The sequence below is a fragment of the Streptomyces massasporeus genome (genome assembly GCF_014648995.1).
In the GTDB taxonomy this organism is placed as follows: Bacteria; Actinomycetota; Actinomycetes; order Streptomycetales; family Streptomycetaceae; genus Streptomyces; species Streptomyces massasporeus.
On the sequence record NZ_BMSE01000014.1, the window covers coordinates 196,340 to 221,616 of the forward strand.

Annotated in this window: 27 protein-coding genes; 17 read left to right on the forward strand and 10 right to left on the reverse strand. The window is 72.7% G+C overall.

Going from position 1 to position 25,277, the window contains the following annotated elements:
- The first annotated feature begins 177 nt into the window (after nucleotides 1-177).
- The 6 genes from IE153_RS27815 to IE153_RS27840 all read left to right on the forward strand — a co-directional run bounded on the left by IE153_RS27815 (nucleotide 178) and on the right by IE153_RS27840 (nucleotide 6,527).
- Nucleotides 178-1,179 (forward strand): alpha/beta hydrolase, encoded by a 1,002-nt coding sequence (locus tag IE153_RS27815; RefSeq protein ID WP_189592527.1) that lies wholly within the window; start codon nucleotides 178-180, stop codon nucleotides 1,177-1,179.
- On the forward strand, nucleotides 1,172-2,377 hold the full coding sequence (locus IE153_RS27820) for an acyltransferase family protein (RefSeq protein ID WP_189592528.1): 1,206 nt from the start codon (nucleotides 1,172-1,174) through the stop codon (nucleotides 2,375-2,377). Before IE153_RS27815 ends, IE153_RS27820 begins: the two co-directional genes overlap by 8 nt.
- Nucleotides 2,370-3,746, forward strand: coding sequence for a sensor histidine kinase (locus IE153_RS27825; protein WP_189592529.1), 1,377 nt, complete (start codon nucleotides 2,370-2,372; stop codon nucleotides 3,744-3,746). Before IE153_RS27820 ends, IE153_RS27825 begins: the two co-directional genes overlap by 8 nt.
- On the forward strand, nucleotides 3,743-4,426 hold the full coding sequence (locus tag IE153_RS27830) for a response regulator (protein WP_189592530.1): 684 nt from the start codon (nucleotides 3,743-3,745) through the stop codon (nucleotides 4,424-4,426). The genes IE153_RS27825 and IE153_RS27830 overlap by 4 nt, the downstream gene beginning before the upstream one ends.
- Before the next feature lie 98 nt (nucleotides 4,427-4,524).
- Entirely contained in the window at nucleotides 4,525-5,865 is a 1,341-nt protein-coding gene (locus IE153_RS27835; RefSeq protein WP_229829201.1) for a sensor histidine kinase, read from the forward strand.
- Nucleotides 5,862-6,527, forward strand: coding sequence for a response regulator (locus IE153_RS27840; RefSeq protein ID WP_030846299.1), 666 nt, complete (start codon nucleotides 5,862-5,864; stop codon nucleotides 6,525-6,527). Before IE153_RS27835 ends, IE153_RS27840 begins: the two co-directional genes overlap by 4 nt.
- Before the next feature lie 124 nt (nucleotides 6,528-6,651).
- On the opposite strand, the gene IE153_RS27845 is transcribed toward IE153_RS27840, so the two are convergent.
- The gene (locus IE153_RS27845) at nucleotides 6,652-7,029 is read right to left on the reverse strand and encodes an SH3 domain-containing protein (RefSeq protein WP_189592531.1); all 378 of its coding nucleotides are present in this window, start codon (nucleotides 7,027-7,029) and stop codon (nucleotides 6,652-6,654) included.
- Nucleotides 7,030-7,177: 148 nt separating this feature from the next.
- Between IE153_RS27845 and IE153_RS27850 the strand changes: the two genes are divergently transcribed.
- Nucleotides 7,178-8,380: a cytochrome P450 gene (locus tag IE153_RS27850; RefSeq protein WP_189592532.1), complete on the forward strand. Its 1,203-nt coding sequence runs from the start codon at nucleotides 7,178-7,180 to the stop codon at nucleotides 8,378-8,380.
- On the opposite strand, the gene IE153_RS27855 is transcribed toward IE153_RS27850, so the two are convergent.
- The 3 genes from IE153_RS27855 to IE153_RS27865 all read right to left on the reverse strand — a co-directional run bounded on the left by IE153_RS27855 (nucleotide 8,364) and on the right by IE153_RS27865 (nucleotide 11,182).
- Entirely contained in the window at nucleotides 8,364-8,564 is a 201-nt protein-coding gene (locus IE153_RS27855) for a hypothetical protein (protein ID WP_189592533.1), read from the reverse strand. The two genes, IE153_RS27850 and IE153_RS27855, sit on opposite strands and share 17 nt — an antisense overlap.
- A gap of 69 nt (nucleotides 8,565-8,633) precedes the next feature.
- Entirely contained in the window at nucleotides 8,634-10,262 is a 1,629-nt protein-coding gene (locus IE153_RS27860; protein WP_189592534.1) for an ABC transporter permease, read from the reverse strand.
- Complete coding sequence (locus IE153_RS27865) at nucleotides 10,259-11,182, reverse strand: ABC transporter ATP-binding protein (protein WP_189592535.1); 924 nt, start codon at nucleotides 11,180-11,182, stop codon at nucleotides 10,259-10,261. Before IE153_RS27865 ends, IE153_RS27860 begins: the two co-directional genes overlap by 4 nt.
- Nucleotides 11,183-11,256: 74 nt before the next feature.
- On the opposite strand from IE153_RS27865, the gene IE153_RS27870 reads away from it, so the two are divergent.
- Nucleotides 11,257-11,766 carry a GbsR/MarR family transcriptional regulator gene (locus tag IE153_RS27870; protein ID WP_189592536.1) on the forward strand — a complete coding sequence of 170 codons (510 nt, stop codon included), beginning with the start codon at nucleotides 11,257-11,259 and terminating at the stop codon, nucleotides 11,764-11,766.
- Between the two features lies 1 nt (nucleotide 11,767).
- Here the strand turns inward: IE153_RS27870 and IE153_RS27875 are convergent, their stop codons facing one another.
- Nucleotides 11,768-12,649, reverse strand: coding sequence for a diacylglycerol kinase family protein (locus IE153_RS27875; protein WP_189592537.1), 882 nt, complete (start codon nucleotides 12,647-12,649; stop codon nucleotides 11,768-11,770).
- 185 nt (nucleotides 12,650-12,834) lie between these two features.
- Here IE153_RS27875 and IE153_RS27880 point away from each other — a divergent pair, with 185 nt between their 5' ends.
- Together IE153_RS27880 and IE153_RS27885 are read left to right on the forward strand one after the other, a co-directional pair.
- Nucleotides 12,835-14,118, forward strand: a complete 1,284-nt coding sequence (locus IE153_RS27880) for an adenylosuccinate synthase (RefSeq protein ID WP_189592538.1) — start codon at nucleotides 12,835-12,837, stop codon at nucleotides 14,116-14,118.
- 143 nt (nucleotides 14,119-14,261) lie between these two features.
- Nucleotides 14,262-14,402 (forward strand): hypothetical protein, encoded by a 141-nt coding sequence (locus tag IE153_RS27885; protein ID WP_438817939.1) that lies wholly within the window; start codon nucleotides 14,262-14,264, stop codon nucleotides 14,400-14,402.
- A 9-nt stretch (nucleotides 14,403-14,411) separates the two neighbouring features.
- Here the strand turns inward: IE153_RS27885 and IE153_RS27890 are convergent, their stop codons facing one another.
- The 3 genes from IE153_RS27890 to IE153_RS27900 all read right to left on the reverse strand — a co-directional run bounded on the left by IE153_RS27890 (nucleotide 14,412) and on the right by IE153_RS27900 (nucleotide 17,363).
- Nucleotides 14,412-15,062, reverse strand: coding sequence for a putative DNA-mimic protein (locus tag IE153_RS27890; RefSeq protein ID WP_031109637.1), 651 nt, complete (start codon nucleotides 15,060-15,062; stop codon nucleotides 14,412-14,414).
- A 121-nt stretch (nucleotides 15,063-15,183) separates the two neighbouring features.
- A complete protein-coding gene (locus IE153_RS27895; RefSeq protein WP_189592539.1) occupies nucleotides 15,184-15,885 on the reverse strand; it encodes a GntR family transcriptional regulator in 702 nt (233 codons plus the stop codon).
- A 122-nt stretch (nucleotides 15,886-16,007) separates the two neighbouring features.
- The gene (locus IE153_RS27900; RefSeq protein ID WP_189592540.1) at nucleotides 16,008-17,363 is read right to left on the reverse strand and encodes an aspartate aminotransferase family protein; all 1,356 of its coding nucleotides are present in this window, start codon (nucleotides 17,361-17,363) and stop codon (nucleotides 16,008-16,010) included.
- Nucleotides 17,364-17,536: 173 nt separating this feature from the next.
- Here IE153_RS27900 and IE153_RS27905 point away from each other — a divergent pair, with 173 nt between their 5' ends.
- The 3 genes from IE153_RS27905 (at nucleotide 17,537) to IE153_RS27915 (ending at nucleotide 20,656) form a co-directional block, all read left to right on the forward strand.
- Nucleotides 17,537-18,151, forward strand: coding sequence for a type 1 glutamine amidotransferase family protein (locus IE153_RS27905; protein WP_189592541.1), 615 nt, complete (start codon nucleotides 17,537-17,539; stop codon nucleotides 18,149-18,151).
- On the forward strand, nucleotides 18,148-18,624 hold the full coding sequence (locus IE153_RS27910; RefSeq protein WP_189592542.1) for a MarR family winged helix-turn-helix transcriptional regulator: 477 nt from the start codon (nucleotides 18,148-18,150) through the stop codon (nucleotides 18,622-18,624). The genes IE153_RS27905 and IE153_RS27910 overlap by 4 nt, the downstream gene beginning before the upstream one ends.
- Before the next feature lie 79 nt (nucleotides 18,625-18,703).
- Nucleotides 18,704-20,656 (forward strand): serine/threonine-protein kinase, encoded by a 1,953-nt coding sequence (locus IE153_RS27915; protein ID WP_189592543.1) that lies wholly within the window; start codon nucleotides 18,704-18,706, stop codon nucleotides 20,654-20,656.
- 357 nt (nucleotides 20,657-21,013) lie between these two features.
- On the opposite strand, the gene IE153_RS27920 is transcribed toward IE153_RS27915, so the two are convergent.
- Complete coding sequence (locus tag IE153_RS27920; protein WP_189592544.1) at nucleotides 21,014-21,772, reverse strand: SLATT domain-containing protein; 759 nt, start codon at nucleotides 21,770-21,772, stop codon at nucleotides 21,014-21,016.
- Nucleotides 21,773-22,049: 277 nt separating this feature from the next.
- On the opposite strand from IE153_RS27920, the gene IE153_RS27925 reads away from it, so the two are divergent.
- From IE153_RS27925 to IE153_RS27935, 3 genes are all read left to right on the forward strand, one after another.
- On the forward strand, nucleotides 22,050-22,391 hold the full coding sequence (locus IE153_RS27925; RefSeq protein ID WP_078885280.1) for a YbaB/EbfC family nucleoid-associated protein: 342 nt from the start codon (nucleotides 22,050-22,052) through the stop codon (nucleotides 22,389-22,391).
- A gap of 94 nt (nucleotides 22,392-22,485) precedes the next feature.
- A complete protein-coding gene (gene recR, locus IE153_RS27930; protein ID WP_003991835.1) occupies nucleotides 22,486-23,085 on the forward strand; it encodes a recombination mediator RecR in 600 nt (199 codons plus the stop codon).
- Nucleotides 23,078-23,737: a DUF5063 domain-containing protein gene (locus IE153_RS27935; RefSeq protein ID WP_189592545.1), complete on the forward strand. Its 660-nt coding sequence runs from the start codon at nucleotides 23,078-23,080 to the stop codon at nucleotides 23,735-23,737. The genes recR and IE153_RS27935 overlap by 8 nt, the downstream gene beginning before the upstream one ends.
- 4 nt (nucleotides 23,738-23,741) lie before the next feature.
- Here the strand turns inward: IE153_RS27935 and IE153_RS27940 are convergent, their stop codons facing one another.
- Nucleotides 23,742-24,578: a PhzF family phenazine biosynthesis protein gene (locus IE153_RS27940; RefSeq protein ID WP_189592546.1), complete on the reverse strand. Its 837-nt coding sequence runs from the start codon at nucleotides 24,576-24,578 to the stop codon at nucleotides 23,742-23,744.
- Nucleotides 24,579-24,750: 172 nt separating this feature from the next.
- Here IE153_RS27940 and IE153_RS27945 point away from each other — a divergent pair, with 172 nt between their 5' ends.
- The gene (locus tag IE153_RS27945) at nucleotides 24,751-25,272 is read left to right on the forward strand and encodes an SgcJ/EcaC family oxidoreductase (protein WP_189592547.1); all 522 of its coding nucleotides are present in this window, start codon (nucleotides 24,751-24,753) and stop codon (nucleotides 25,270-25,272) included.
- The last annotated feature ends 5 nt before the right edge of the window (nucleotides 25,273-25,277 follow it).

Below are 25,277 nucleotides of genomic sequence, written 5' to 3' on the forward strand. Positions count from 1 at the left end.
GCGGCCGTCGCCGGCAGCGCCCTCGGCGGGTCCGTCGGAGCAGGCCCCGGTCATACCCGTAGTACCTGAGAGCTACACGGCAGATGGGTTCCTGAGCGTGACGCGGACGAGGTCGCCCGCTCCGTAACTTCCCTTCCATGCAGACCCGATGGCCGGGTGCGCTGGAGGGGGACGACCATGGGGTCCGCACCGAAGTACCGTCGTGCCGACGGCGGCAGACGCCGCGCCGGGCGATGGCGTCGCGCCGCGCTCGCCGCCCTCGTCACGGGCGCCGTGGTCCTGCCCCTCTCCGCGGCCGTGCGACCGGAGACCCCCGCACCGGCCCCCGCCTCCCTCACGCCCCTCGGCGCGGCGACGCTCGACGAGGCCTACGCCGCCAACCGGGCCAACGCCGCCGAGGCGTCCCGCATGGCCGCCGCCCACCACGACCGCAGCCGGGCCGCGACGGACCGCCGGCTGGCCGCCCCCACCCGGCACCTGCTCCACTTCGACGGCCGCGGCTCCGGCCGGGTGACGGAGGTCCTCGGCGACCTCGCCCGGGCCGACCGCGTCGCCGTCCTCGTCCCCGGCTCCGACACGGGCCTCGACACCTACGGCCGGTTCCACGCCGCGGCCTCCGCCCTGCACCGGCAGCTCGTCCGGCAGGCCCCGGCGGGCACGCGCACCGCGGTCGTGGCCTGGATGGGCTACGAGACGCCGGGCACGGTCAGCACGACGGTCACGACGACCGGCAGGGCGGAGCAGGCGGCCCCGCGCCTGCGCGCCCTGGTCGCCGACCTGCGCGCGATATCCGGCGAAGGAGCGCGCCTCTCGCTCCTCTGCCACTCCTACGGCTCGGTCGTCTGCGGCCGTTCCGCGGCCGGGCTCGACGTCGACGACATCGCGCTCGTCGGCAGCCCCGGCACCGGCGCGGACACCGCCGCCGCCCTGCACACCCGCGCCCGGGTCTGGGCGGGCCGGGGCGGTGACGACTGGGTGGAGAACGTCCCACACCTCGACCTGGACCTGTTCGGCACCACGGTCGGTTTCGGCACCGACCCCGTCTCCCCGGCCTTCGGCGCCCGGGTCTTCACGGCGGGCGACGGCGGCCACAGCGACTACTTCAGACCCGGCTCGACCTCCCTGACCAACCTGGCCCGGATCGTCCTGGGCGAGACCGAGGCGGTGACCCATGACTGACATCGGCGTACGCGCCGTCCGGCAGGGAGTGCGCCGCCGCGCCGACCGCATCGGCGCGGCCACCCCGCCCGGCCGCGACCGGGCCGTGGACGCCCTGCGGGGGGTCGCCGTCCTCGGCGTCGTCCTCGGGCACTGGCTCGTCACCGCCCTGGTCTCCGACGGCCGCACCCTGCGCACGGCGAGCCCTCTGCAGCACATGCCCTGGCTGGCGCCCATCTCCTGGATGTTCCAGACACTCGCCGTGTTCTTCCTGGTCGGGGGCCATGTCGCCACCCGCGGCCACGCCTCGGCCCGTGACCGGGGGGTGCCGTACCACCAGTGGCTGACGGGCCGTCTGACCCGGCTGTTCAAGCCGGTCGCGGCCGTCCTCGGCCTGTGGACGGTGGCCGCGCTCGCCCTGCTGCTGTCGGGCACCGAGTTCGGCACGGTCCGCACGCTGGTGAAACTGGCCCTCGCCCCGCTGTGGTTCCTCCTGGTGTTCGCGGGCCTGACGGCGGCGACCCCGCTGCTCACCCGGCTCAACCCCCTCTGGCCCCTGGCCGTCGTGCTCCACGTCGACCTGCTGCGCTTCGGCCTGGGCGGCCCCTCCTGGCTGGGCTGGGTGAACGTGGCGGCGGCCTGGGCGGTGCCGTACACGCTGGGCGCGGCCTGGACCCGCGGCGAGCTGGAGCGCCGCCGAGCGGGATGGATCCTGCTGGGGGCCGGGGCGGCGGCGACCGCGGCGCTCGTCGCATGGGCGGGCTATCCGGCGGCGATGGTCGGCGTCCCGGGCGGTGGCATGTCCAACCTGGACCCGCCCTCGCTGGCCGTTGTCACGTTCGGCCTGGCCCAGTGCGGTCTCGCCCTGCTGCTGCGCGAGCGCCTGCGGCACGCGATGCGCAGGCCCGTGGTGTGGGCGGCGGTGGCGCTCGTCAACCTCTCCGCGATGACCGTCTTCCTCTGGCACCAGACGGCCCTGATGGCCACGACCGCCACCGGCCTCCTCGCCGGCCGGCTGCCCGGCCTGCACACCCCGCCCGACGGGCTCGGCTGGGTCGGTGTCCGGCTGCTGTGGCTGCCCGTGTTCGCACTCGCCCTCGCGGTCTGCTGGGCCGCCTTCCGCTCCTTCGAACGTGGCGGCGGGGGCCGCAGGTCGCGGGTGGTGCGGGCGCACCGCCCGTCCGACCGGGGCACAGCGGCGAAGGCGCGACATGTCTAGGCTGGGCCGCGTGACGGACACGGGGGTGGGCCGCGCGCCGCGAGCGCGCGTCACGGGCTGGCTGCGGGCACTGCGCGGGGACCTGTGGACCGTCCGGGTGGACCCGTTGCCGCCCTCCACCTGGATGCGCTGGCTGCCGCACGGGCTGCTGTGCCTGGCCGCGTTCGGTGTTGTGCTCGGTGGCGCGGGCGATCTCGGGGACAACGGGCACCTGGCTCCCGGCCTGGCCCTCGTGGCGGCGACCGGACAGGGCAGCGCCGTGGTGCTGGCGATGTGGCGGCCGGTGCCGGCGTGGTGGCTGTCCCTGGGGGTGTTCACCCTGATCGCCGTCACGGTGCGCACCCGCATGGGCTTCGACCTGGAGACCTACACCTGGCCGTGGACCGCCGCCGGAATCATCGCCGAGCTGCTCGTGCTGCTGCTGCTCGCGCTGCGGGTGCCCACCCGCGCGGCGGTGGCGGCCCTGGCGGTGACCGCGTTCGCCACCTGGGTCTTCGAAAGCCTGTGGACCGGGGAGCCCTACGACACCACCGGCGTCCTCGCGATCTCCCTGTTCACCATCGTCGTGATACTCGGCAGCGCGCTCAGGGGCCGCCGCGAAGCCCGCGCCCAGCTCGTCGAGCAGACCACGCTCACCGCCGAGGAACGCACCCGGCGCACCCTCCTGGAGGAGCGCAGCCGCATCGCGAGGGAGCTGCACGACGTGGTGGCCCACCACATGTCGGTCATCTCCATCCAGGCGCAGGTCGCCCCGCACCTCGTCGAGAACCCGCCCGACGAGCTCAGGGAGAACCTCGCGGGCATCCGGCAGAACGCGCTGGAGGCACTGATCGAGCTGCGCCGCGTGCTGGGCGTGCTGCGCTCGGAGCACACCGGGCCGGGGGAGTCGCCCGACGGCTCGGGTGACGGGACCGCACCGCACGCCCCCCAGCCCACGCTCGACCGGCTCGACGCGCTGGTGGAGAACACCCGGGCCGTCGGCCGCGAGGTCGTCACCGACATCAACGGCGAGCGGCGCCCGCTGCCGCCCGGCGTGGAGCTGTCGGCGTACCGGATCGTGCAGGAGGCGCTGAGCAACGCCCTGCGGCACGCACCCGGCGCGAACATCACGGTCCGCCTCACGTACGAGACGGACGGCCTGGAGGTGGAGATCGTCAACGGCCGCCCGAGCGCCCCGCCCCCGCCGTCGACGGGCGCGGGGCACGGACTGCTCGGCATGCGGGAGCGGGTCGCGATGCTCGGCGGCACCATGACCGCGCACCCGTGGCACTGGGACGGCTTCAAGGTCACCGCCTTCCTCCCGGACACCCCGCCCGCCGACACCCCGGGCACCGACCACCCCACGGCCCCCAGGAAAGGGACCTCATGACGAGCGGTACCGGCCACCCCATCCGGGTTCTCATCGTCGACGACCAGGCGATGGTCCGGCAGGGCTTCACCGTGCTGCTCGGCGTCCAGCCCGACATAGAGGTCGTCGGCGAGGCGAAGGACGGCGAAGGCGGCATCGCGAAGGCCGCCGAGACCCTCCCCGACGTCGTCCTCATGGACATCCGCATGCCCGGCATCGGCGGCATCGAGGCGACCGAGCGCATCACGGCCGCGCACCCGGACATCAAGGTGCTGGTGCTCACCACCTTCGACCTCGACGAGTACGTGTACGACGCGCTGCGCGCCGGAGCCTCCGGGTTCCTGCTGAAGGACGCCTCGGCGGAGCAGCTCGCCGAGGCGGTCCGGGTGGTCGCCGCCGGGGAGGCGCTGCTCGCCCCGGTCATCACCCGCAAGCTGATCGCCGAGTTCTCGCGGCTCGACGGCAAGCCGCGCTCCCCGCTCAAGGAACGCGTCGGCGACCTGACCGAGCGGGAGACGGAGGTGCTCGCGCTGATCGCGCAGGGCCTGTCGAACGCGGAGATCGCCCGGCACCTGTATGTGGCCGAGCAGACGGTGAAGACCCACGTGGGCCGGATCCTGGTGAAACTGGGCCTCAGGGACCGGACCCAGGCGGCGGTGTTCGCCTACGAGTCGGGGCTGGTGCGGCCGTCGGGGTACTGAAGGGTGGCCGGCGGGGCCCCGTAGTACCTCAGGGGGACGCCCAGGAACCCCTCTCCAAGGGGACGACCGGGACTCGGGGGCCGCATACCGTTCTGTACGTGACCGAGACGACCCACATACAGACCACGCCGCAGGGGGACGGGGCCAAGCAGCACAGCCCCGAGTACCGGGTGGCCGTGGACTCCCTGCGCGGGCTGCGGCAGGACCTGATCCACGACGCCTTCGCCTACCGGCCGCTGCCGGGCCGGCGCACGGACGGGCGGTTCGCCCGGCGACTGCCCGGCCGGCTGCGGGAGTACACGGCCTGGACGCCGCACGCCCTGATCGTTGCGGCGGCCCTGATCAGCCTGGCACTCGCCACCGTCGACACCGGTGGGCCGGCCGTGCTGACGGGTCTGTTCTGCGCGGTTCCCGTCCTGCTGACCATGGTGCGGCCGGTGGGAGCGTTCTGGGCGTCCATGGTCTCCACCCCGATCGTCGCCGTGCTCGGCAGTCGCTGGGGCGAATGGCCCTGGGCACCCGGCGGCTTCGCCTGCCATCTGACCGTGCTGACGGTCGTGGCCATGCGCACCAGGCCGCGTGCGGCCGGGTGGATGTGGGTGCTGACGGGGGTGTACGCCCTCCTCGCGGACGCCGGCATCGGCCCGACCAACACGTACGGCACCAACTCCGGCGCCATGCTGGTCATCTCGGCGATGATCCTGCTCTGCGTCACCGTCTGGCACACCCGGCGCCACGCCGAGCAGGAGGTCACCGCCCAGCAGACGGTCACCGCGCACGAGCGCTCCCGCCGCACCCTGCTGGAGGAGCGCACCACCATCGCCCGCGAGCTGCACGACGTGGTCGCCCACCACATGTCGGTCGTCGCCATCCAGGCGGAGGCCGCGCCGTACCGGGTGGAGAACCCGCCGCCGGAGCTGGAGAAGGCGTTCGCCACGATCCGGGAGAACGCGGTGGCGGCCCTGACCGAACTGCGCCGGGTGCTCGGCGTCGTCCGCGCCGAGGACTACGAGGTCCCGGACGCCCCGCAGCCCACGCTCGCCGACCTGGACGGACTGCTGGCCAATGTCCGGGAGGCCGGGCTGATCGTGGAGAAGACGGTGACGGGCGCGGTGCGGGAGCTGCCGCAGGGCGTGGAGCTGTCGGCGTACCGCATCGTGCAGGAGGCCCTGAGCAACACCCTGCGGCACGCGCCGGGGGCCACCGCCCGGGTCGAGATCGGGTACGTGCTCGGCGGCCTGGGGTTGCGCGTGGTCAACGACGCTCCGCCCAACCCGAGCCTCATCAAGCCCTCGCCCGGCGCCGGACACGGCATCACGGGCATGCGGGAGCGGGTGACGATGCTGACCGGCGAGATGACGGCCGGCGGCACGGAGGACGGAGGATACGAGGTGACGGTGTTCCTGCCGGTCGCCCTGCCGGGCGAGGACGACGCATGACCATCCGGGTCCTGATCGCGGACGACCAGATGATGGTGCGCGAGGGCTTCTCGGTCCTGCTGAACGCGATGCCGGACATCGAGGTCGTCGGCGAGGCGGTGAACGGCCGTGAGGCCGTCGCCAAGGTGCGCGAGCTCGCCCCGGACGTGGTGCTGATGGACATCCGCATGCCCGAGCTGAACGGCATCGAGGCGACCCGCGAGATCGTCGCCGCCGACGGCGCGGCGAAGGTGCTGGTGCTCACCACGTTCGACCTCGACGAGTACGTGTACCAGGCGCTGCGCGCGGGCGCCTCGGGCTTCCTCCTCAAGGACGCCTCGGCCCGCCAGCTCGCCGACGGGGTGCGGGTGGTGGCGTCGGGGGAGGCGCTCCTGGCCCCCTCGGTGACCAGGCGCCTGATCACCGAGTTCTCCAAGCTCTCCGAGAAGCCGCGCCTGATGCCCTCCGCGCAGGCCGCCTACGGGGATCTCACCGAGCGGGAGACGGAGGTGCTCGTCCTCATCGCGCAGGGCCTGTCGAACTCGGAGATCGCGGAGCGGCTGGTGGTCGCCGAGTCCACGATCAAGACGCACGTCAGCCGGATCCTGGTGAAGCTGGGCCTGCGGGACCGCACCCAGGCGGCGGTGTTCGCGTACGAGGCACGGCTGGTGACGCCCGGATAGCCGCGGCCTCGGTCAGCCGTGCGGGACAGCCCCGGCTCGGACAGCCCCGGCTCGGACAACCGCCGTCCGGACAGCCGGGGGACGTCGCCCCGCAGGCCCCCGGCCCCGGGGCGACGCGGACGGATCAGTCCAGCTGCATCGGCGTGCAGTCGCTGACGTAGGACTTGGAGACCCAGCCGGTGGTGCCCTTGGCCAGTCCGCTCCTGGACTTCTGGCCGAGCTGCAGCTTGATCCAGGAGCCCTTGGTGGCGAGCTTCTTGCCCCAGTCGTTCTTGTGCAGGATGCCCTTGGACGCGTAGCCGGTGCCGGCGCCCGTGCGGAAGTTCACGCCGCTGCTCTTGTAGACGTAGTAGTAGACGTTCGGCTTGCAGGGCATCTCGGCGGCGGTGGCGGCCGGGGCGGCCACCGCGACCGCGCCGGCGGTCAGCGACAGGGCCAGCACGGCCGAGGCGGCCAGACGGGCGGGGACGCGGGTGCGGAGCTTGGCTCGCTGCTGTGTCATGACGTTCTTTTCCTTGCGAAGACTCGTGCCGTTCACACGGCCAGGCCAGCTTAAAGATCTTGATGTCGCGAGATCGTCTCCGTCGTGTCCCTGCCGTGTGAAGGAACACCCCTGGTCAGAGAGGGGGTTCGGCAGCTAGCGTCCCGGCATGGCTGCATTCGACCCGTGGGACCCGGCGTTCCTCGCCGACCCGTACCCCGCCTACGCCGCACTGCGTGCCCGGGGCCGCGTGCACTGGTTCGAGCCCACGAGGCAGTGGCTCGTCCCGCACCACGCGGACGTCTCGGCACTGCTGCGCGACCGGCGCCTGGGCCGGACGTACCAGCACCGGTTCACGCACGAGGAGTTCGGCCGCACGGCGCCCCCGCCGGAGCACGAGCCGTTCCACACGCTCAACGACCACGGAATGCTCGACCTGGAGCCGCCGGACCACACCCGGATCCGCCGCCTGGTGTCGAAGGCCTTCACGCCGCGCACGGTGGAGCGGCTGAAGCCCTATGTGCGGGGCCTGGCGGACGACCTGGCGTCCGCACTGGTCGAGGCGGGCGGCGGCGACCTGCTGAAGGACGTCGCCGAGCCCCTGCCCGTCGCGGTGATCGCCGAGATGCTCGGCATCCCGGAGTCCGACCGGGCCCCGCTGCGCCCCTGGTCGGCGGACATCTGCGGGATGTACGAGCTGAGCCCGTCCGAGGACACGGCGGCCAAGGCCGTCCGGGCGTCGGTCGAGTTCTCCGACTACCTGCGCGACCTGATCGCGGCCCGCCGCAAGGAGCCCGGCGAGGACCTCATCTCCGGGCTCATCGAGGCCCACGACGAGGGCGACCGGCTCACCGAGCAGGAGATGATCTCCACCTGCGTACTGCTGCTCAACGCCGGCCACGAGGCCACGGTGAACGCCACGGTCAACGGCTGGTACGCCCTGTTCCGCAACCCGTCCCAGCTGGAGCTGCTGCGCGCGGACCACACGCTCATCCCCTCCGCGATCGAGGAGCTGATGCGCTACGACACCCCGCTCCAGCTGTTCGAACGCTGGGTCCTGGACGAGATCGAGATCGCCGGCACGACGATCCCGCGCGGTGCGGAGATCGCCATGCTCTTCGGCTCCGCCAACCACGACCCGGCGGTGTTCCGGAACCCGTCCGCCCTCGACCTCACCCGCACGGACAACCCCCACATCTCCTTCAGCGCCGGCATCCACTACTGCATCGGCGCACCACTGGCCCGTATCGAACTGGCCGCCTCGATGGGGGCGCTGCTGGAGAGGGCCCCGACGCTGCGCCTCGCCGAGGAGCCGGAGCGGAAGCCGAACTTCGTGATCCGGGGTCTCGAGGGGCTCAGCGTCGAGGTCTGAGCCGCCGGAGCAGGGTCCAGGCCGCCAGGGCGGCGGCGGCCCCGCCGAGGACCGCAAGCGGCAGTTCGGCGTAGAGCACGCTCCAGTCCGGGGCCGCCTCGAACCGCCGGAACCGCCCCCGGACTCCGACGGCCCACACCGCGAGTCCCGCGCCGGCCCCGAGGGCGGTGGTCAGACATCCCACGGCGGCCTGCGTACGTGTCCCATGCCCGGCATGGACGTACGTGCGCCGCTGCCCGGTTCCCGCCGCCGCTCAGGTCGACATGTCGCGTCGCCGCAACCCCGCCAGCCCCCCGGCCACCAGCAGCACCGCCAGCCCGGTCAGCACCAGCACCGGCCCCCACTGCATGGAGCCGCCCGGCAGCTTCGGCAGGTGCCCGAACGGTGAGACGTCCAGCACGGCCTGCGGTGCGTCCAGCGCGGGACCGACCCAGCCGATCAGGAGCACCGCCCCGGCGACGCCCCACGCCGCCAGGGCCGCCCGGGGCAGGACCCCGTGCAGCAGCACCGCCAGCCCGCCGATCACCCACACCGCCGGGAGCTGCACCAGGCACGCCACCAGGATCGGGCCGGTCTCCTTGCCGTAGCCGACGGCGAAGCCGAGCCCGGCCAGCAGCATGATCAGCGCGGCGCCGCCGAAGGCGATCACCAGATGCCCGGCGGCCCAGCGCACCCGCCCCACCGCGTTCGCCAGCACCGGTTCCGCCCGGCCCGAGGTCTCCTCGCCGTGCAGGCGCAGCACCGACGCCACGATGTACAGCGCCGCGATCAGGCCCAGCATCCCGACCATCGACGCCAGGAACGCGTCCGTCAGGCCGGACTGGCCGCCCATGCGCTCGAAGATGCGCCGGGCGTTCTCGTTGTCGCCCACCAGGTCGGCCGCGCTGTCGGTCATGCCGCCGTAGACGACCCCGGCCAGGAAGAATCCGATGCTCCAGCCCAGCACGCCGCCGCGCTGCAACCGCCAGGCCAGGGCGCCCGCGCTGCCCAGGCGGCCGGACGCCGGGCCCGGCCTGGTCGGCAGGAAGCTCATGCCGAGGTCCCGGCGGCCGGCCAGGGCGTAGGCCACCGCGCCCTGGAGGGCCACCGCCCCGGCGAGCAGGGCCAGCACCCACCAGCGCTCGGACGCGTAGGGCCGCAGGTTCTCCAGCCAGCCCAGCGGCGACAGCCAGGTCAGGACCGACGAGCCTCCCCCAGTGCCGAAAGCCGGGGAGGTGCCCCCATCCGTCGCCGAGTCGCCCGCCGCGCGCAGGACGAACGCGGCTCCGAGCACCGCCGCCGTGAGGCCGCGTGCCAGCCGCGCGCTCTCCGTCAGCTGCGCGACGATCGCGGCCATCGTGGCGAAGACCATCCCGACGGCGGCGATCCCGAGCCCGAGGGCCAGGGCGCCGGTCGTGCCCTGCCCGGCCAGCCCGGCCGTCACCAGCAGCGCCAGGACCCCGTTCGCGACCGCCGCCGCGAGCAGGGCCGCCGTCAGGGAGGCCCGGCGGCCCACCATCCCGGACGCCACCAGCTCCTGACGGCCGCTCTCCTCCTCGTCCCGGGTGTGCCGTACGACGATCAGCAGGCTCATCACGGCCGCCAGGGCACCGGCGTAGATGCCGACGCGCCAGGCCGTCAGGGCGCCCAGCGAGTCGCCGAAGACCGGGCCGACCATCGCGCGCAGCGAGGCGTTGGTCTCCATCTGCCGGAGCAGGTCGGCGCGTTCGGCCGGGGTGCCGTACAGGCCTTCCAGGGTGCCCGGCATGGAGAGGACCATCAGCGCGTTCACCGCGATCCACACGGGGATCATCAGCCGGTCTCGGCGCAGGGCGAACCGCAGCAGGGTGCCCGTGCCGGCCAACTGGCGTGAACTGCCGGGCCGTACCGCGAACGTGGTCATCGGGCCACCGCCGTGTCCGGCTCGGCCGTCTCGGTCGCCTCGTCTTGGTAGTGCCGCAGGAACAGCTCCTCCAGCGTGGGCGGTGTCGACGTCAGCGACCGTACGCCCGCGCCGCTCAGCGACCGCAGGACGGCGTTCAGCCGGTCGGTGTCGACCTGGAGCCGGACGCGGTGTCCCCGCACGTCGAGGTCGTGCACGCCGGGCAGCTCCGCCAGGCCGTCCGGCGGGCTCGCGAGCTCGGCGACGACGCTGGTGCGGGTGAGGTGGCGCAGGTCGGCGAGCGAACCGCTCTCGACCGTGCGGCCGCCCCGGATGATGCTCACCCGGTCGCACAGCTCCTCGACCTCGCTGAGGATGTGGGAGGAGAGCAGGACCGTGCGGCCCCGGTCGCGCTCCTCCTCGACGCAGGCCTGGAAGACCTCCTCCATCAGCGGGTCCAGACCCGAGGTCGGCTCGTCCAGGATCAGCAGGTCGACGTCCGAGGCGAACGCGGCGACCAGGGCGACCTTCTGCCGGTTGCCCTTCGAGTAGGTGCGGCCCTTCTTGGTGGGGTCGAGTTCGAAGCGCTCGATCAGCTCCGCGCGGCGCCGCGCGTCGAGCCCTCCGCGCAGCCGGCCGTAGAGGTCGATGACCTCGCCGCCGGAGAGGTTGCGCCACAGCGTGACGTCCCCGGGGACGTAGGCGATGCGGCGGTGCACCTCCACCGCGTCCGTCCACGGGTCGCGGCCGAGGACCTGCGCGGCGCCCGAGTCGGCGCGCAGCAGGCCGAGCAGGACCCGGATGGTGGTGGACTTCCCGGCGCCGTTGGGGCCGAGGAAGCCGTGGACCTCGCCGGCGGCGACCTCCAGGTCGAGCCCGTCGAGAGCATGCGTCCGCCCGAAGGACTTGTGCAGTCCGGAGACGGTGATGGCCTTCGTCATGTTTCAGAACGTACACTTCTTTCAGAAATTTGTGAAGTTAAGGAAGCGTGTGAATCGCGGATAGGGTGAGGCCCATGACGGAATCAGCCGGGACCGGCCGGGACGCGGAGGTCGTGTCGAGGTTCGTGGAGTCCTTCGCGGCGCAGCTCGTCGAGGCGGGGATGACGCGCATGCCCGCCCGGGTCTTCGCCGCGCTCCTGTCCTCCGACGCGGGCTCGATGACCTCCGCCGAGCTGGGGGAGCAGTTGCGAATCAGTCCCGCGGCGGTGTCCGGGGCGGTGCGCTACCTGGCCCAGACGCACATGGTCTCCCGCGAACGGGAGCCGGGCTCGCGCCGGGAGCGCTACCGGGTGCACGGCGACCAGTGGTACGAGGCCCTGACCAACCGCGACGCCGTCCTCAAGCGGTGGGAGGCCGCCCTGCGCGAGGGCGTCACCAGTCTCGGCGCCGACACCCCGGCCGGCCGCCGCCTGTCCGAGACGCTGGCGTTCTTCGAGTTCCTCGAGGGTGAACTCCTCGCGATGATGGAGCGCTGGCGGGTGCACCGCGAGAAGACGTTCGGACCGGAAGGCCCCCAGGGCTGACTCACCGCCCCGACGGCACCGTCAGTCCCCACGCGGCCTCCCGTACGACCCACGTCCGGGTCCGCACCGGTCCCGAGACCACCGTGTCCGCGCGGTAGCGGAAGTGCGCCCCGGACACCGTCACCGTCCGGCCCTGCGCCAGCAGCGGCGAGGCCTCCGCGCCCACCGACACCGGCCTGACCTCCACCGACGCGATCCCCGCGGCGACCGGAGCCACCGACACGGCCTCCACCGGCTGGTCCAGGTCGACGAGCGTCTCCCCGTCCACCTCGACCCGCAGCCGGGACGGCCCCGGCTCGGGCGCGGCGGCGACCCGGGACGGGCGGCCCGCCGGGACCAGCGTCCGGACCAGGGACTGGCAGGTCCGCAGCCACGGGTGGCCCGGCACCGCGTCCACGTCCGGCGTCCCCTCCGGGACCGTCCCGGCCGAAGCGGGCCGCAACGGCGGTATCCGCAGCGCGCCGAGCACCACCCCGTCGCTGTCGTCGACCATCAGGTCCATGCGCCGCTCGACCCCGTCGAGCACGGCCCGCGCCGCCGCCACCGTCCCCGTCGGCACGCCCAGCGACCGGGCCAGGGACAGCGCGCCCCCGACCGGCACCACCGACAGCGCACATCCGGCCAGCTCCCGGTGCCGGTGCAGCAGGGCCACCGCGCGGATCAGGGCCCGGTCGTCGCCCACCACCACCGGTCGCCGCGAGCCCCGCCGGGCCAGAGCCCGGGCGAACTCCTCCGGCCCGTCCGGCAGGCACAGCTTCATGCCGGCACCCGCTCCGAGCACGTCTTTCGCGATCCGGACGGACTCTCCGTCCGACCTACGGGCGACCGGGTCGACCACCACCAGCAGCTGCTCGGACGTCGCGGAAGTCGCCACCTCGGCCATGCCTCGCTTCCTCGGGTAGCATCTTTGTGCAAGAGCCCCTTGCGCTATTGCGCCAGGGGCTTCGTCTATTCCGGGGCATCCGGTCCGACGGTTGGCGGCCAACGGTGGTCGCGGTGCACGCGGTGGTACACCGCCGCGTTCGCCCTCGACCATGGACATGCCCCGCCCGGAAGGGGTGTACGCGCGTGCCCGCACTTGTGCTGCTCGGTGCTCAGTGGGGTGACGAAGGCAAGGGAAAGGCCACCGACCTTCTCGGTGGCTCCGTGGACTATGTAGTGCGCTACCAGGGCGGCAACAACGCCGGCCACACGGTGGTCGTGGGTGACCAGAAGTATGCACTGCACCTCCTCCCTTCCGGAATCCTGTCTCCCGGCTGTACGCCGGTCATCGGAAACGGCGTCGTCGTCGACCCGTCGGTCCTGCTCTCCGAGCTGAGCGGTCTGAACGAGCGTGGCGTCGACACGTCCAAGCTCCTCCTCAGCGGTAACGCGCACATCATCACCCCGTACAACGTGACGGTGGACAAGGTGACCGAGCGCTTCCTCGGCAAGCGGAAGATCGGCACGACCGGGCGCGGCATCGGCCCGACCTACGCCGACAAGATCAACCGCGTCGGTATCCGCGTGCAGGACCTGTACGACGAGTCGATCCTCACGCAGAAGGTCGAGGCGGCCCTCGACATCAAGAACCAGGTCCTCACCAAGCTCTACAACCGGCGCGCGATCGCCGTGGAGCAGGTGGTCGAGGAGCTGCTGGGCTACGCCGACAAGCTCGCGCCGTACGTCTCCGACACCGTCCTGGTCCTCAACCAGGCGCTGGAGGACGACAAGGTCGTCCTGTTCGAGGGCGGCCAGGGCACGCTCCTCGACATCGACCACGGCACGTACCCCTTCGTCACCTCGTCGAACCCGACCGCGGGCGGTGCCTGCACCGGCGCCGGTGTCGGCCCGACGAAGATCAGCCGGGTCATCGGCATCCTGAAGGCGTACACCACCCGCGTCGGCGCCGGCCCGTTCCCGACCGAGCTCTTCGACGAGGACGGCGAGGCGCTGCGCCGCATCGGCGGGGAGCGCGGTGTCACCACCGGCCGTGACCGCCGCTGCGGCTGGTTCGACGCGGTCATCGCCCGCTACGCGACCCGCGTGAACGGCCTGACCGACTTCTTCCTCACCAAGCTCGACGTCCTCACCGGCTGGGAGCAGATCCCGGTCTGCGTGGCGTACGAGATCGACGGCAAGCGTGTCGAGGAGCTCCCGTACTCCCAGACCGACTTCCACCACGCGAAGCCGGTCTACGAGATGCTGCCGGGCTGGAGCGAGGACATCAGCAAGGCCAAGTCCTTCTCCGACCTGCCGAAGAACGCCCAGGCGTACGTCAAGGCGCTGGAGGAGATGTCCGGCGCCCCGATCTCCGCGATCGGCGTCGGCCCGGGCCGGGACGAGACGATCGAGATCAACTCGTTCCTCTGACCCGCCCCCGCCCCCGCGTCCGCAGGCCGTCCTCCGTGCACACGGGGGGCGGCCTGCGTTCCGTCGCAGGGAGAGTTGCCGGGAACCGGCATACGCTGAATTCATACCCCCGCGTGCGTCGACCAGAAGAAGATGACCACGATGTGTTCTTCGACATGCAGGACAGCTGGCAGATGCCGGTCATCAGCGAGCCCTTCTTCCTCCAGCTGGGCGCGGAGATCACCTACACGCCGGTGATGAACGTCGAGGACATGCAGAAGGGCCTCTCCCAACTGGGACGCTGAGCTGCCGCCTCAGCTGAAGACGATCATCGACCCCTGGGCGAGACTGCGGGTCACGGCCGCGTGCAGGCCGAGCCAGACGTGCCGTTCACGGGCGAACGGGCTCGGGTCGTACGGGGCGGGCACGGCGGGTTCCTCCAACTCCGTCGGGGCGAGCGGCGCCTGGGGGGCCGCCGGCGGGTTGGCCGGGTCGATGCCGAGGGCCGGGGCGACCACCTCCAGCTCCCGCAGCAGCGCGTGCGAGGAGCCGAGCGGGCCGCCGCCGGCGAGGAGTGCGTCGTCGGCGAGCGGGCTGGGGAAGTCGACCGGGACGTAGGCGCCCGCGTGGTCGTAGTGCCAGACCAGGTGCGACTGCTGGGCCGTCGACTCGAACATCTCCAGCAACTGCTCGTAGTCCCCGCCGAGTTCGTCCACGGGCGTCACCGGCAGGCCGCACACCTGGAGCAGATAGGCCCGGCGCAGGAAGTGCAGCGCGTCGTAGTCGAAGCCCGCGACCGGGGCGACCTCGCCGGACAGGCCCGGCATGTACTGGTACACCGGCACCGGCGGCAGACCGGCCTCGGCGAGCACCTTGTTGTATTGCGCGAGTTCCTCGGCGAAGGGGTTGTCCGGCGTGTGGCACAACACGTCGACGAGCGGTACCAGCCACAGGTCACAGGCCAAAGAAGGCTCCTCGCTCAGCGCGGTGGTCGGGTAGCACGGTGGTCAAGAAGGGTAGCGGTGCGCCGCGGTCACGGCTCCCGCCGTGCATGTCCCATACCCATACGGGCAGCGGCGACTCGGGTCACCGGGAGGCGAGCCGCTCGATCAGGCTGAGCGAGTGCGTGTTGTACGCGGCGATGATCGCCCGGGCGGCGTCGTTGTCGCGGGCGATGAGGGCGTCGACCAGCCGGGTGTGGCCGGCCCACAGCTCGCCGCGCAGATCGGTGAGCCGCCGCAGGTGCTGCACCGCGCACACCCAGGTCTGGACGCGCAGCCGGTGCAGGAAGTCGGCGAGGTAGGGGTTGCCGAAGCAGGCGCCGAGTTCGCGCCAGAAGCGCAGGTCGTAGCCGATGAGGATGGTGAGGTCACCGGCGGCGGCGGCCCGCTGCGCCTCCTCGCCGCGCCTGCGGACCCCGGCGACTATGGCGGCGGACCGGGGGTCGTCGGGCCGCACGGCGTTCGGCCGCCCCTCGGTGAGCGCGAGGAACATGCCCTCGATGACCAGCCCGCGGGCCTCGATCATGCCGCGGAAGTCGTCGACCGAGTACTCGTGGACCCGGAAGCCGCGGTGCTGGTCGGCCTCCAGGAGCCCCTGCGCGGAGAGGTCGACGAGCGCCTCGCGCACCGGCGTCGCGGACACCCCGTACTGCTCGGCGATCTCCTTGACCGTGAACTCCTGTCCCGGCTGGAGCCGCCCGGCCAGCACCTCGTCACGAAGGGCGTCGGCGATCTGCTGCCGCAGGGTGCTGCGCGTCACGGCGCCGTTGCCGGAGCTGGCGGGCATGGTCAGGGCGTCTCCCTCGTCGCGTTCGGGTGGCGTGCGCGTATATGTATGTCTACGAGCACGCCACCTTACGCGTTCGAACGGGACGCGAGGATGTCGGTTACTGACGGGTTTACAGGCGTTTACCCGGTGTACTCGTCCGCCACCGACAGCGCGGCGTCCAGCACGGCGAGGCCCTCCTTGAGCTCCGCCTCGGTGATGTTGCAGGGCGGCACGACATGCGTCCGGTTCATGTTCACGAAGGGCCACAGGCCGCCCTTCTTCGCGGCGGCGGCGAAGGCGGCCATCGGGGCGTTCGCCTCGCCGGCCGCGTTGTACGGCACCAGCGGCTCCCGCGTCTCGCGGTCGCGCACCAGCTCCAGCGCCCAGAACATGCCCACGCCGCGCACCTCGCCGACGCTTCTGTGCCGCTCGGCGAGCGCCCGCAGCTCCGGCCCGACGACGGAGTCGCCGAGCCGCGCGGCGTTCTCCACGACGCCCTCCTCCGCCATGACGCCGATCGTCGCGACGGCGGCGGCGCACGCCAGCGGGTGCCCGGAGTACGTCAGGCCGCCGGGGTACGGGCGCTTGCCGAACGTCTCGGCGATCGCGCCGGAGATCGCGACCCCTCCCAGCGGCACGTATCCGCTGTTCACGCCCTTGGCGAAGGTCAGCAGGTCCGGCGTGACGTCGAACAGGTCCGCCGCGAACCACTCACCGGTCCGCCCGAACCCGGCCATGACCTCGTCCAGGACGAAGACGATCCCGTACGTGTCGCAGAGCTCCCGCACCCCGGCGAGGTAGCCGGGCGGCGGGACCATGATCCCGGCCGTGCCCGGGATGGTCTCCAGGATGATCGCCGCGACGGTCGAGGGCCCCTCGAAGCGAATCGTCGTCTCCAGGTGCTCCAGCGCCCGCGCGCACTCCTGCTCCTCGGTCTCGGCGTAGAAGCGGGAGCGGTAGAGGTAGGGCGCCCAGAAGTGCACGACCCCGGCCGTGCCGCTGTCGGAGGCCCAGCGGCGCGGGTCGCCGGTGAGGTTCACGGCCTGCTGTGTGCCGCCGTGGTACGAGCGGTACGCCGAGAGCACCTTCGGGCGGCCCGTGTGCAGACGGGCCATCCGGATCGCGTGCTCGACGGCGTCGGCGCCGCCGTTGGTGAAGAAGATCTTGTCCAGGTCGCCCGGGGTCCGCTCGGCGATCAGCCGGGCCGCCTCCGACCGCGCCTCGACCGCGAAGGCGGGCGCGAAGGTCGTCATCCTCGCGGCCTGCTCCTGGATCGCGGCGACGATCTTCGGGTGCTGGTAGCCGACGTTGGTGTAGACGAGCCCGCTGGAGAAGTCGAGGTAGCGCCGGCCGTCGTAGTCCCAGAAGTACGACCCCTCGGCACCGGCGACGGCGAGCGGGTCGATGAGCTCCTGAGCGGACCAGGAGTGGAACACATGGTCACGGTCGGCGGCCTTGACGGCGGCACCGGCTTCGGGGTTCGGCTGAGGGGTCATGCGGGCGAGCGTAGGTGCGGGGGAGAGGGCGGTGAAATCGGCGGCCTGTCTGGAGTCGGCGGCGGCCCCCCGACAGGTTGTCCAGGCGGGCGACCCGTTGTCCCACCACTATTGACAGCATGCTGCCTTCTCGACAGAATGCTGTCATAAGCGCACGGGATCGAGGAGGAGTCATGAACACCACCACCGGCAAGCCCGTCCATCTCGCCGTCTACGACACCCTCGCGGACTGGGAGACCGGCCACGCCACGGCTCAGCTCGCCCGCACCGGCCACGAGATCCGGACCGTCGGCCCGTCCACGGCCCCGGTACGGAGCATCGGCGGACTGCGCGTCCAGCCCGACCTGGCCCTGGAGAACCTGCGTCCCGAGGACAGCGCGCTGCTGATCCTGCCGGGCGCCGACCTCTGGGACACGACCGACGACCTCGCGCCCTTCGCCCGCACGGCCAGGGCCTTCCTCGACGCGGGCGTCCCGGTCGCCGCCATCTGCGGCGCCACCGCCGGACTCGCCCGCGAGGGCCTGCTCGACGACCGCGACCACACCAGCGCGATCTCCTTCTACCTGACCGCGACCGGCTACGCGGGCGGGGGACGCTACGTCGAGGCCGACGCCGTCACCGACGGCCCCCTGATCACCGCCGGCCCCACCGAGCCCGTCGCCTTCGCCCGGGAGATCCTCCGGCTCCTCGGGGTCTACGAGGGGGAGGTGCTGGACGCCTGGTACCGGCTGTTCCACGACTCCGACGTGGCGGCCTACGGGGTGCTGGAGAAGGCCGGCGCACTGTGAGCCGCGAGCGTCAGGACCTGTTCAGCCGCAGCGCCCTCGGGGTGTTCAGGCTCAACGGCCAGTTCCTCGCCGTCGCGGAGGAACTGGCCCGGCCCGCCGGGCTCACCGCCGCCTGGTGGCAGGTGCTCGGCGCGGTCCTCGGGGAGCCGCTGCCGGTCTCCGGCATCGCCCGCGCCATGGGCATCACCCGGCAGAGCGTCCAGCGCATCGCCGACCTGCTGGTGGAGCGGGGGCTCGCGGAGTACCGGCCGAACCCGGCACATCGCCGGGCCAAGCTCCTCGCGCCGACCGGCGAGGGACGTGCGGCGATCGCCCGGATCGACCCCGGCCACGCGGCGTTCGCCGACCGGCTGGCCGAGGCGTTCGGCGAGGCGGACCTGGCGGAGGCGGTACGGCTGCTCGAACGGCTGTCGACGGTGCTGGACCAGGTGGGGCTGCCCGGCACGCCCCCGCCGCCTGTTACGGAACCGTAGAGTTCGCCCAGGCCACCCCGCCCCGGCCCGGCACTATTCTCGATCTGTTGCTCACGTGTGGGGGGAAGGCGGCTGAGCGATGGAGAAGCTGGGGCCCGGGGATCCACAGCGTATCGGTGCCTACCGGTTGCTGGCGCGGCTCGGTGCGGGGGGCATGGGGCACGTCTATCTGGCCCGCTCGGAGCGGGGCCGTACGGTCGCCGTGAAACTCGTGCGCGAGGAGCTGGCCGCGCAGGAGGAGTTCCGGGAGCGGTTCCGGCAGGAGGTGCAGGCCGCGCGGCGGGTCGGCGGGTACTGGACGGCGCCGGTGCTGGACGCGGACACCGAGGCGGCGGTGCCGTGGGTCGCCACGGGCTATGTCGCCGGGCCGAGCCTCCAGCAGGTCGTCGGGCACGACCATGGTGCCCTGCCCGAGCGGACGGTCCGCATCCTCGCGGCCGGGCTCGCGCACGCCCTCAAGGACATCCACGCCGCCGGCATCGTCCACCGTGACCTCAAGCCGTCCAACGTGCTGGTCACCATCGACGGCCCGCGCGTCATCGACTTCGGCATCGCCCGCGCCCTGGAGACCGTGACGGACGGTGGGCTCACCCGTACCGGCGCGCTGGTCGGATCGCCCGGCTTCATGGCGCCCGAGCAGGTGCGGGGCGACCGCATCACCCCGGCGTGCGACGTCTTCTGCCTCGGCTCGGTCCTCGCCTACGCCGCGACCGGCGCCCTGCCCTTCGGCACCGCCAACAGCGGCGTGCACGCCCTGATGTTCCGCATCGCCCAGGAGGAACCGGACTTGGAAGGCGTCCCCGAGGGCATCGCCGACCTCGTCCGGGACTGCCTGCGCAAGGACCCCGCCGCCCGGCCCTCCCTCGACCGCGTCCTGGAACGCACCGGCGCGGACGACACCGTCTCCGACGGCCGCGCCCTCGACCCGTGGCTGCCGAGCGCACTCGTGGCCCAACTGGGGCGGCACGCGGTGCGGTTGCTGGACGCGGAAGACCCCGAGGGGACCGGCTCAGCGGAGGAGGCCGGCACTCCCGGGTCGCCTGCGGGCCGGCAGGGCTCCGGCCCCGACGAGAACCCCGGCCCCGGCTCCACCCCCGAACACGCCCCCGCCGCCGACGAGTCGTCGCCGCGCCCGGCGCTGCCCCCGGCCCCCGCGGCGGCGCCCGCCGCGACCCCGGCCCCGCCCCCGCCGGGCCGGCCGGGCGAGGGCCCGCCGGTCAACCATCTGCCCACCATGGTCGCGGGGCAGGGCGCGCCCCCGGCGCCCCGGCAACTCCCGGCCGCGGGCGCCCCGCCCCACCCGCAGCCGCAGACACCCCCGCCCCCGTACCCGGCGTACGGCTACCCCCAGCAACACCCCCAGCCCCATCCCGCCTACGGCGGCCTCGGCTCCACCCCGCCCTACGGTCCGCCCCCCTACGGCACGACCCCGCCGTACGGCCCCCCGCAGCCACAGCCGCGGGGGAACGGCCGTTCCACCGCGCTGCTCGTCGTGATCGCCCTGGTCGTCGCGCTCGCCGCGGGCGGTTCGGTGTACGCGCTGATGCAGGGCGGCGGCGACGACCGGGCCGACGACGGCGCCGGCCCGACGCAGGGCACGAGCGCCCCGCCGACCAGCCCGGGCCCGTCCCCGACGACCTCGCAGCCGGACACGTCGGCCTCCCCGGCGGACGGCACGATCCCGACCGGGTACCTCGGCACCTGGACCACGACCATCGACAACGCCGACGGCGAGCACAGCCGTTCGCTCACCATCCAGCAGGGCGAACCGGGCGACACGATCCTCTCCCTCGTGGCCGACGGCCCGACCAAGGGCGGTGGCGGCAGCTACCACTGCGTGTTCGAGGGGCGGTTGACCGCGGCCCCCGGTACCGGCGGCGCGCTGGCGATCGGCCCGTCCACCGTGAAGGTCGGGCAGCCGCGCACCGCCTGCACCCCGGGCGCGGCCACCGAGGTGACCCTCCTGTCCGACGGCACGCTCGAGCGCGTGAACACGAGCAGCGGGGAACGGCTGACGTACACGAAGCAGTGACCGACTCGCCTCGTTCGCCAGGTCGGCGTCCAGCTTCCTGACGTACCTGGCCCGCGGCAATGGCCAGGACGTCATCCGCACCCATGGCCACGTGCCGTGCTGGACCCCGGAGGGCCTGACCCTCTGCGCCGCCTAGCTGCGGGCCGACCCGCCGCCCCCGCTGCGGCATACGCACCGCCCCCGCTGCGGGCATGCGTGCCGCCAGGGGCGGCACGGGTGGGCGCAGCGGCACCCCGCACCGCCGGGCTGCGGACCCACCCAGGCCTCAGCACAAATGCCGAGCACCTCGCTACGAAGGGCTGCGCACCCACCCGCCCCGGCAAGGACGCCGAGCACCAAGACCCCGCCCGGACCGCCTCACCGCGGCTCCGGCGGCCGCTGCCGAGGCATGTTCGGCCGGGCCGCCCCATGCGGCGGCACAGTGAACCGCCCGTTCACCCCCGCCTCGTTCCCGCGCCCCGGCCCCGGGAACACCACCGCCTGCAACCCCACCGGCGCGGAACCCCCGGTCCGGAACTCCCCCATCCAGTCCGCCGTCTCCACCCGGACCAGCTCCGTCAGGTCCTCGGAGAACCTCCGCAGCACCCCGAGGCACCGCTCCGCGGCCTCCCCGGCCGTCCCCTCCGCAGGACCCAGCACCTCCCGCACGCTCTCCGCCGCCCAGTCGAACTGGAGCGCCTGCAACCGTCGCTGCACGGCCTGCGCGGTGGCCACGTCCCGCATCCACCCGGACGTCACCCCGAAGTACCGGTCGACGGCCACGCACGCCGCCCCCACCAGCAGCGCCAGGCACCCCCAGGGCGCGATCCCGCCCGCGACCCCGGTCAGATCCAGCAGGGGCAGCGCGACCCCGGTGACCGCCCCCACCGCGGCCCCGCAGCGCAGCACCCGCGCGCACCGCCGCTTCCACACCCGGTCCGCGAGGTACCAGGCCGCCGTCCGCAGCGCCCCGTGCTCCACCCACCGGTACAGCTCGTCCAGCCGGAGCGCCGGCTCCCCCCAGTCCCCGAGCGGGAAGACCCGCCCGGTCAGATCGCCCGGCCGCAGCCCGGCCGCCGCCTGCTCGCCCCGCCCGTCCTGAGGCGGCCCCTCGGGCTGCATCTCCGGCTGACCCACCCGGCACTCCTCACTGACCACGAATGACCACGTACGGTTCACTCACCGATCACGCTGCGCGATGGACGAAAAGTCCGCGCCCTGCCCGCGCCCGACCCTTCCTACCTCCCAATGGGTGGCGAAGACGTAGCTTTCGCCTCTTTTCCGCCCGGAAGTATTCCTTGATCAGGTATAGGGCGCGAGGGGGACTCACTCGAAAGAGTGCTGGGGCGACGGCAGCCCCGACCACGTAGGCTCGTGCCCAACGGGAAAACCCGTACCGAGCAAGGAGCTGATCGTGATCCCCGGTGGTGGCCAGCCCAATATGCAGCAGCTGCTCCAGCAGGCCCAGAAGATGCAACAGGACCTGGCACAGGCGCAGGAGGAACTGGCGCAGACGGAGGTCGACGGGCAGGCGGGCGGCGGTCTGGTGACGGCCACCGTCACCGGCGCCGGAGAGCTGCGCGCCCTGAAGATCGATCCGAAGGCGGTGGATCCCGAGGACACCGAGACCCTCGCCGACCTGGTCGTGGCGGCCGTGCAGGCGGCCAACGAGAACGCGCAGGCGCTCCAGCAGCAGAAGCTGGGCCCGCTCGCGCAGGGCCTGGGCGGCGGAGGCATTCCCGGCCTGCCGTTCTGACCCGGCGCACCGCCTTCCTCACAGAGGCGGCAGACAACTACGGTACGTACGGGACGGTGCGTACCGACCCCGAAGACCCAGGAAGGGCAGTCCGTTGTACGAAGGCGTGGTCCAGGACCTGATCGACGAGCTGGGGCGGCTGCCCGGCGTCGGTCCGAAGAGCGCCCAGCGGATCGCCTTCCACATCCTGCAGGCCGAGCCGACGGACGTACGGCGTCTCGCGCAGGCCCTGATGGAGGTCAAGGCGAAGGTCCGCTTCTGCGCGACCTGCGGCAACGTCGCGCAGGAGGAGCTGTGCAACATCTGCCGCGACACCCGCCGCGACCCGGCCGTCATCTGCGTGGTCGAGGAGCCGAAGGACGTCGTGGCGATCGAGCGCACGCGTGAGTTCCGGGGCCGCTACCACGTCCTGGGCGGCGCGATCAGCCCGATCGACGGGGTGGGCCCCGACGACCTGCGCATCAGGGAGCTCCTGGCCAGGCTCGCCGACGGCACGGTCACCGAGCTGATCCTCGCCACGGACCCGAACCTGGAGGGCGAGGCGACGGCGACGTACCTCGCCCGCATGATCAAGCCCATGGGCCTGAAGGTCACCCGCCTGGCCAGCGGCCTCCCGGTGGGTGGGGACCTGGAATACGCGGACGAGGTCACGCTCGGACGCGCCTTCGAGGGGAGACGACTCCTAGATGTCTGACGCCACGCTGCACGCGACCAACCAGAACCCGGACGATTTCGTGGTCCAGATCGCGGACCAGATCGAGAGCTTCCTGGTCGCCGTCACGGAGGTCGCCAAGGGCGACGAGCCGGAATCGGCCGTGCCCTTCCTCCTCCTGGAGGTCTCCCAACTCCTCCTGGCCGGCGGCCGGCTCGGCGCGCACGAGGACATCGTGCCCGACGAGCGCTACGAGCCCGACTCGGGCCCCGAGCCGGACGTCGACGCGCTCCGCGAGAACCTGGCCCGCCTGCTGGACCCGATCGACGTCTACTCCGAGGTCTTCGACCCCTACGAGCCCCGCAAGGCGCCCGTGCCGGCCCGGATCTCCGACGACCTGGCCGACGTCATGGCCGACCTGCGCCACGGCATGTCCCACTACCGCGCGGGCCGCACCAGCGAGGCCCTGTGGTGGTGGCAGTTCTCCTACTTCTCCAACTGGGGCTCCACGGCCTCGGCCACCCTCCGGGCCCTGCAGTCGGTCCTCGCTCACGTCCGCCTCAACCAGCCCCTCGCCGAACTCGACGGCCTGGACACGGACCAGGGCATGGGTGACGACACGCTGGAGATCGAGGCGGGCCGGGTCATGGCCGAGGAGATCGCGGGGCCTCTGGGGCTGCGCCCGGCGAAGTAGCCGGTCAGATCCGAACGGCCGTGCCGGTGACGCCGATTCCGCTGTGCGGGTCCGCCGGCACCGTCACGGTGATCAGGCTCGGCCGTCCCATGTCCACACCCTGATGGATCGTCAGGGTCGCGGGGTTCGGCACGAGTTCGAGCTCCCTCAGGTAGCCGCCGAACGCCGCCGCCGCCGCTCCCGTCGCCGGGTCCTCGGTCACGCCGCCGGGCGGGAACGGGTTGCGGGCGTGGAAGACGGTGGGTGACTCGCGCCAGACCAGGTCGATCGTGGTCCAGTCCCGGCGGGCCATGAGGTCGCCGAGCGCGGCCATGTCGTAGTCCAGGTCCGCCAGCCGGTCCCGGCTCGCGGTGGCGATGACCGGGTGCCAGGCACCGCCGAAGGCCACCCGGGGCGGCAGCAGCGGGTCCAGGTCCTCGGTGGACCAGCCGAGGATCGCCAGCAGTTCGCCGAAGTCGGCCTCTTCGAGGGGGACCGTGCGCGGGGCGACGCTCACCAGGGTCGCCACGAGGGTGCCGTCCGCCGCCCGGTCCGTGGTGACGGTGACCGGGCCGGCCTGGGTGCGCAGGTGCAGCCGGCCGGTGCCGTGCCGCTCCGCGTGGGCCACGGCCGTGGCGATCGTCGCGTGGCCGCAGAACGACACCTCGGCCAGCGGGCTGAAGTACCGGACGTCCAGGGTGCCGTCGCCGGGGTCCACCACGAACGCCGTCTCCGAGTAGCCGACTTCGGCCGCCGTCGCCAGCATCAGCGCGTCGTCGGCGCCGCTCGCGTCGAGCACCACCCCGGCCGGGTTGCCACCTTTGGGATCCGTGCTGAACGCCACGTAGCGCAGTATCTCCATGCCCAGACGGTAGCGCCCGGCCCTCTGCCGTGCCGCCGGATTTGGAGGCTCCTTGTATGTGCGCTGTACGTGGGCTGCACGGCCCCTAACCGGTGAAACGCGAGGCTGGAGTCACGTCCACCGCGAAGAACGCGGAGGCAAGCCGACTCCCTTCGATCTCACTGGAGATGTCATGGACCGTCGCCCCGTCCGCCGGCGCATAGCCGTCGCCGCCACCGCAGTCCTGGTCGCCGGCACCCTCGCCCTCGGCGCCGGGGTCGCCGGAGCCGATTCCCAGGGCAGGGGCAACAAGCACGCCAAGCCGGTGACCAAGGGGCAGGTGCTCGGACTCTTCGACCGCTGGAACGCCGCGCTGCGGACCGGTGACCCGGACAAGGTCGCCGACCTGTACGCGAAGGACGCGGTCCTGCTGCCGACCGTCTCCAACCAGGTGCGTACGGACAGAGCCGGGATCGTCGACTACTTCGAGCACTTCCTGCGGAACAAGCCGGTCGGCACGAAGGTCGAGTCCGTCGTCAACGTCCTCGACCGCGACACCGTCATCGACACCGGCGTCTACGAGTTCGTGCTCACCGACCACGGCACGGGCGAGAAGAGCACCGTCAAGGCCCGCTACACCTACGCCTACGAGAAGCAGCCGAACGGCACGTGGCTCATCGTGAACCACCACTCCTCGAAGATGCCGCAGGGCTGAGCCGG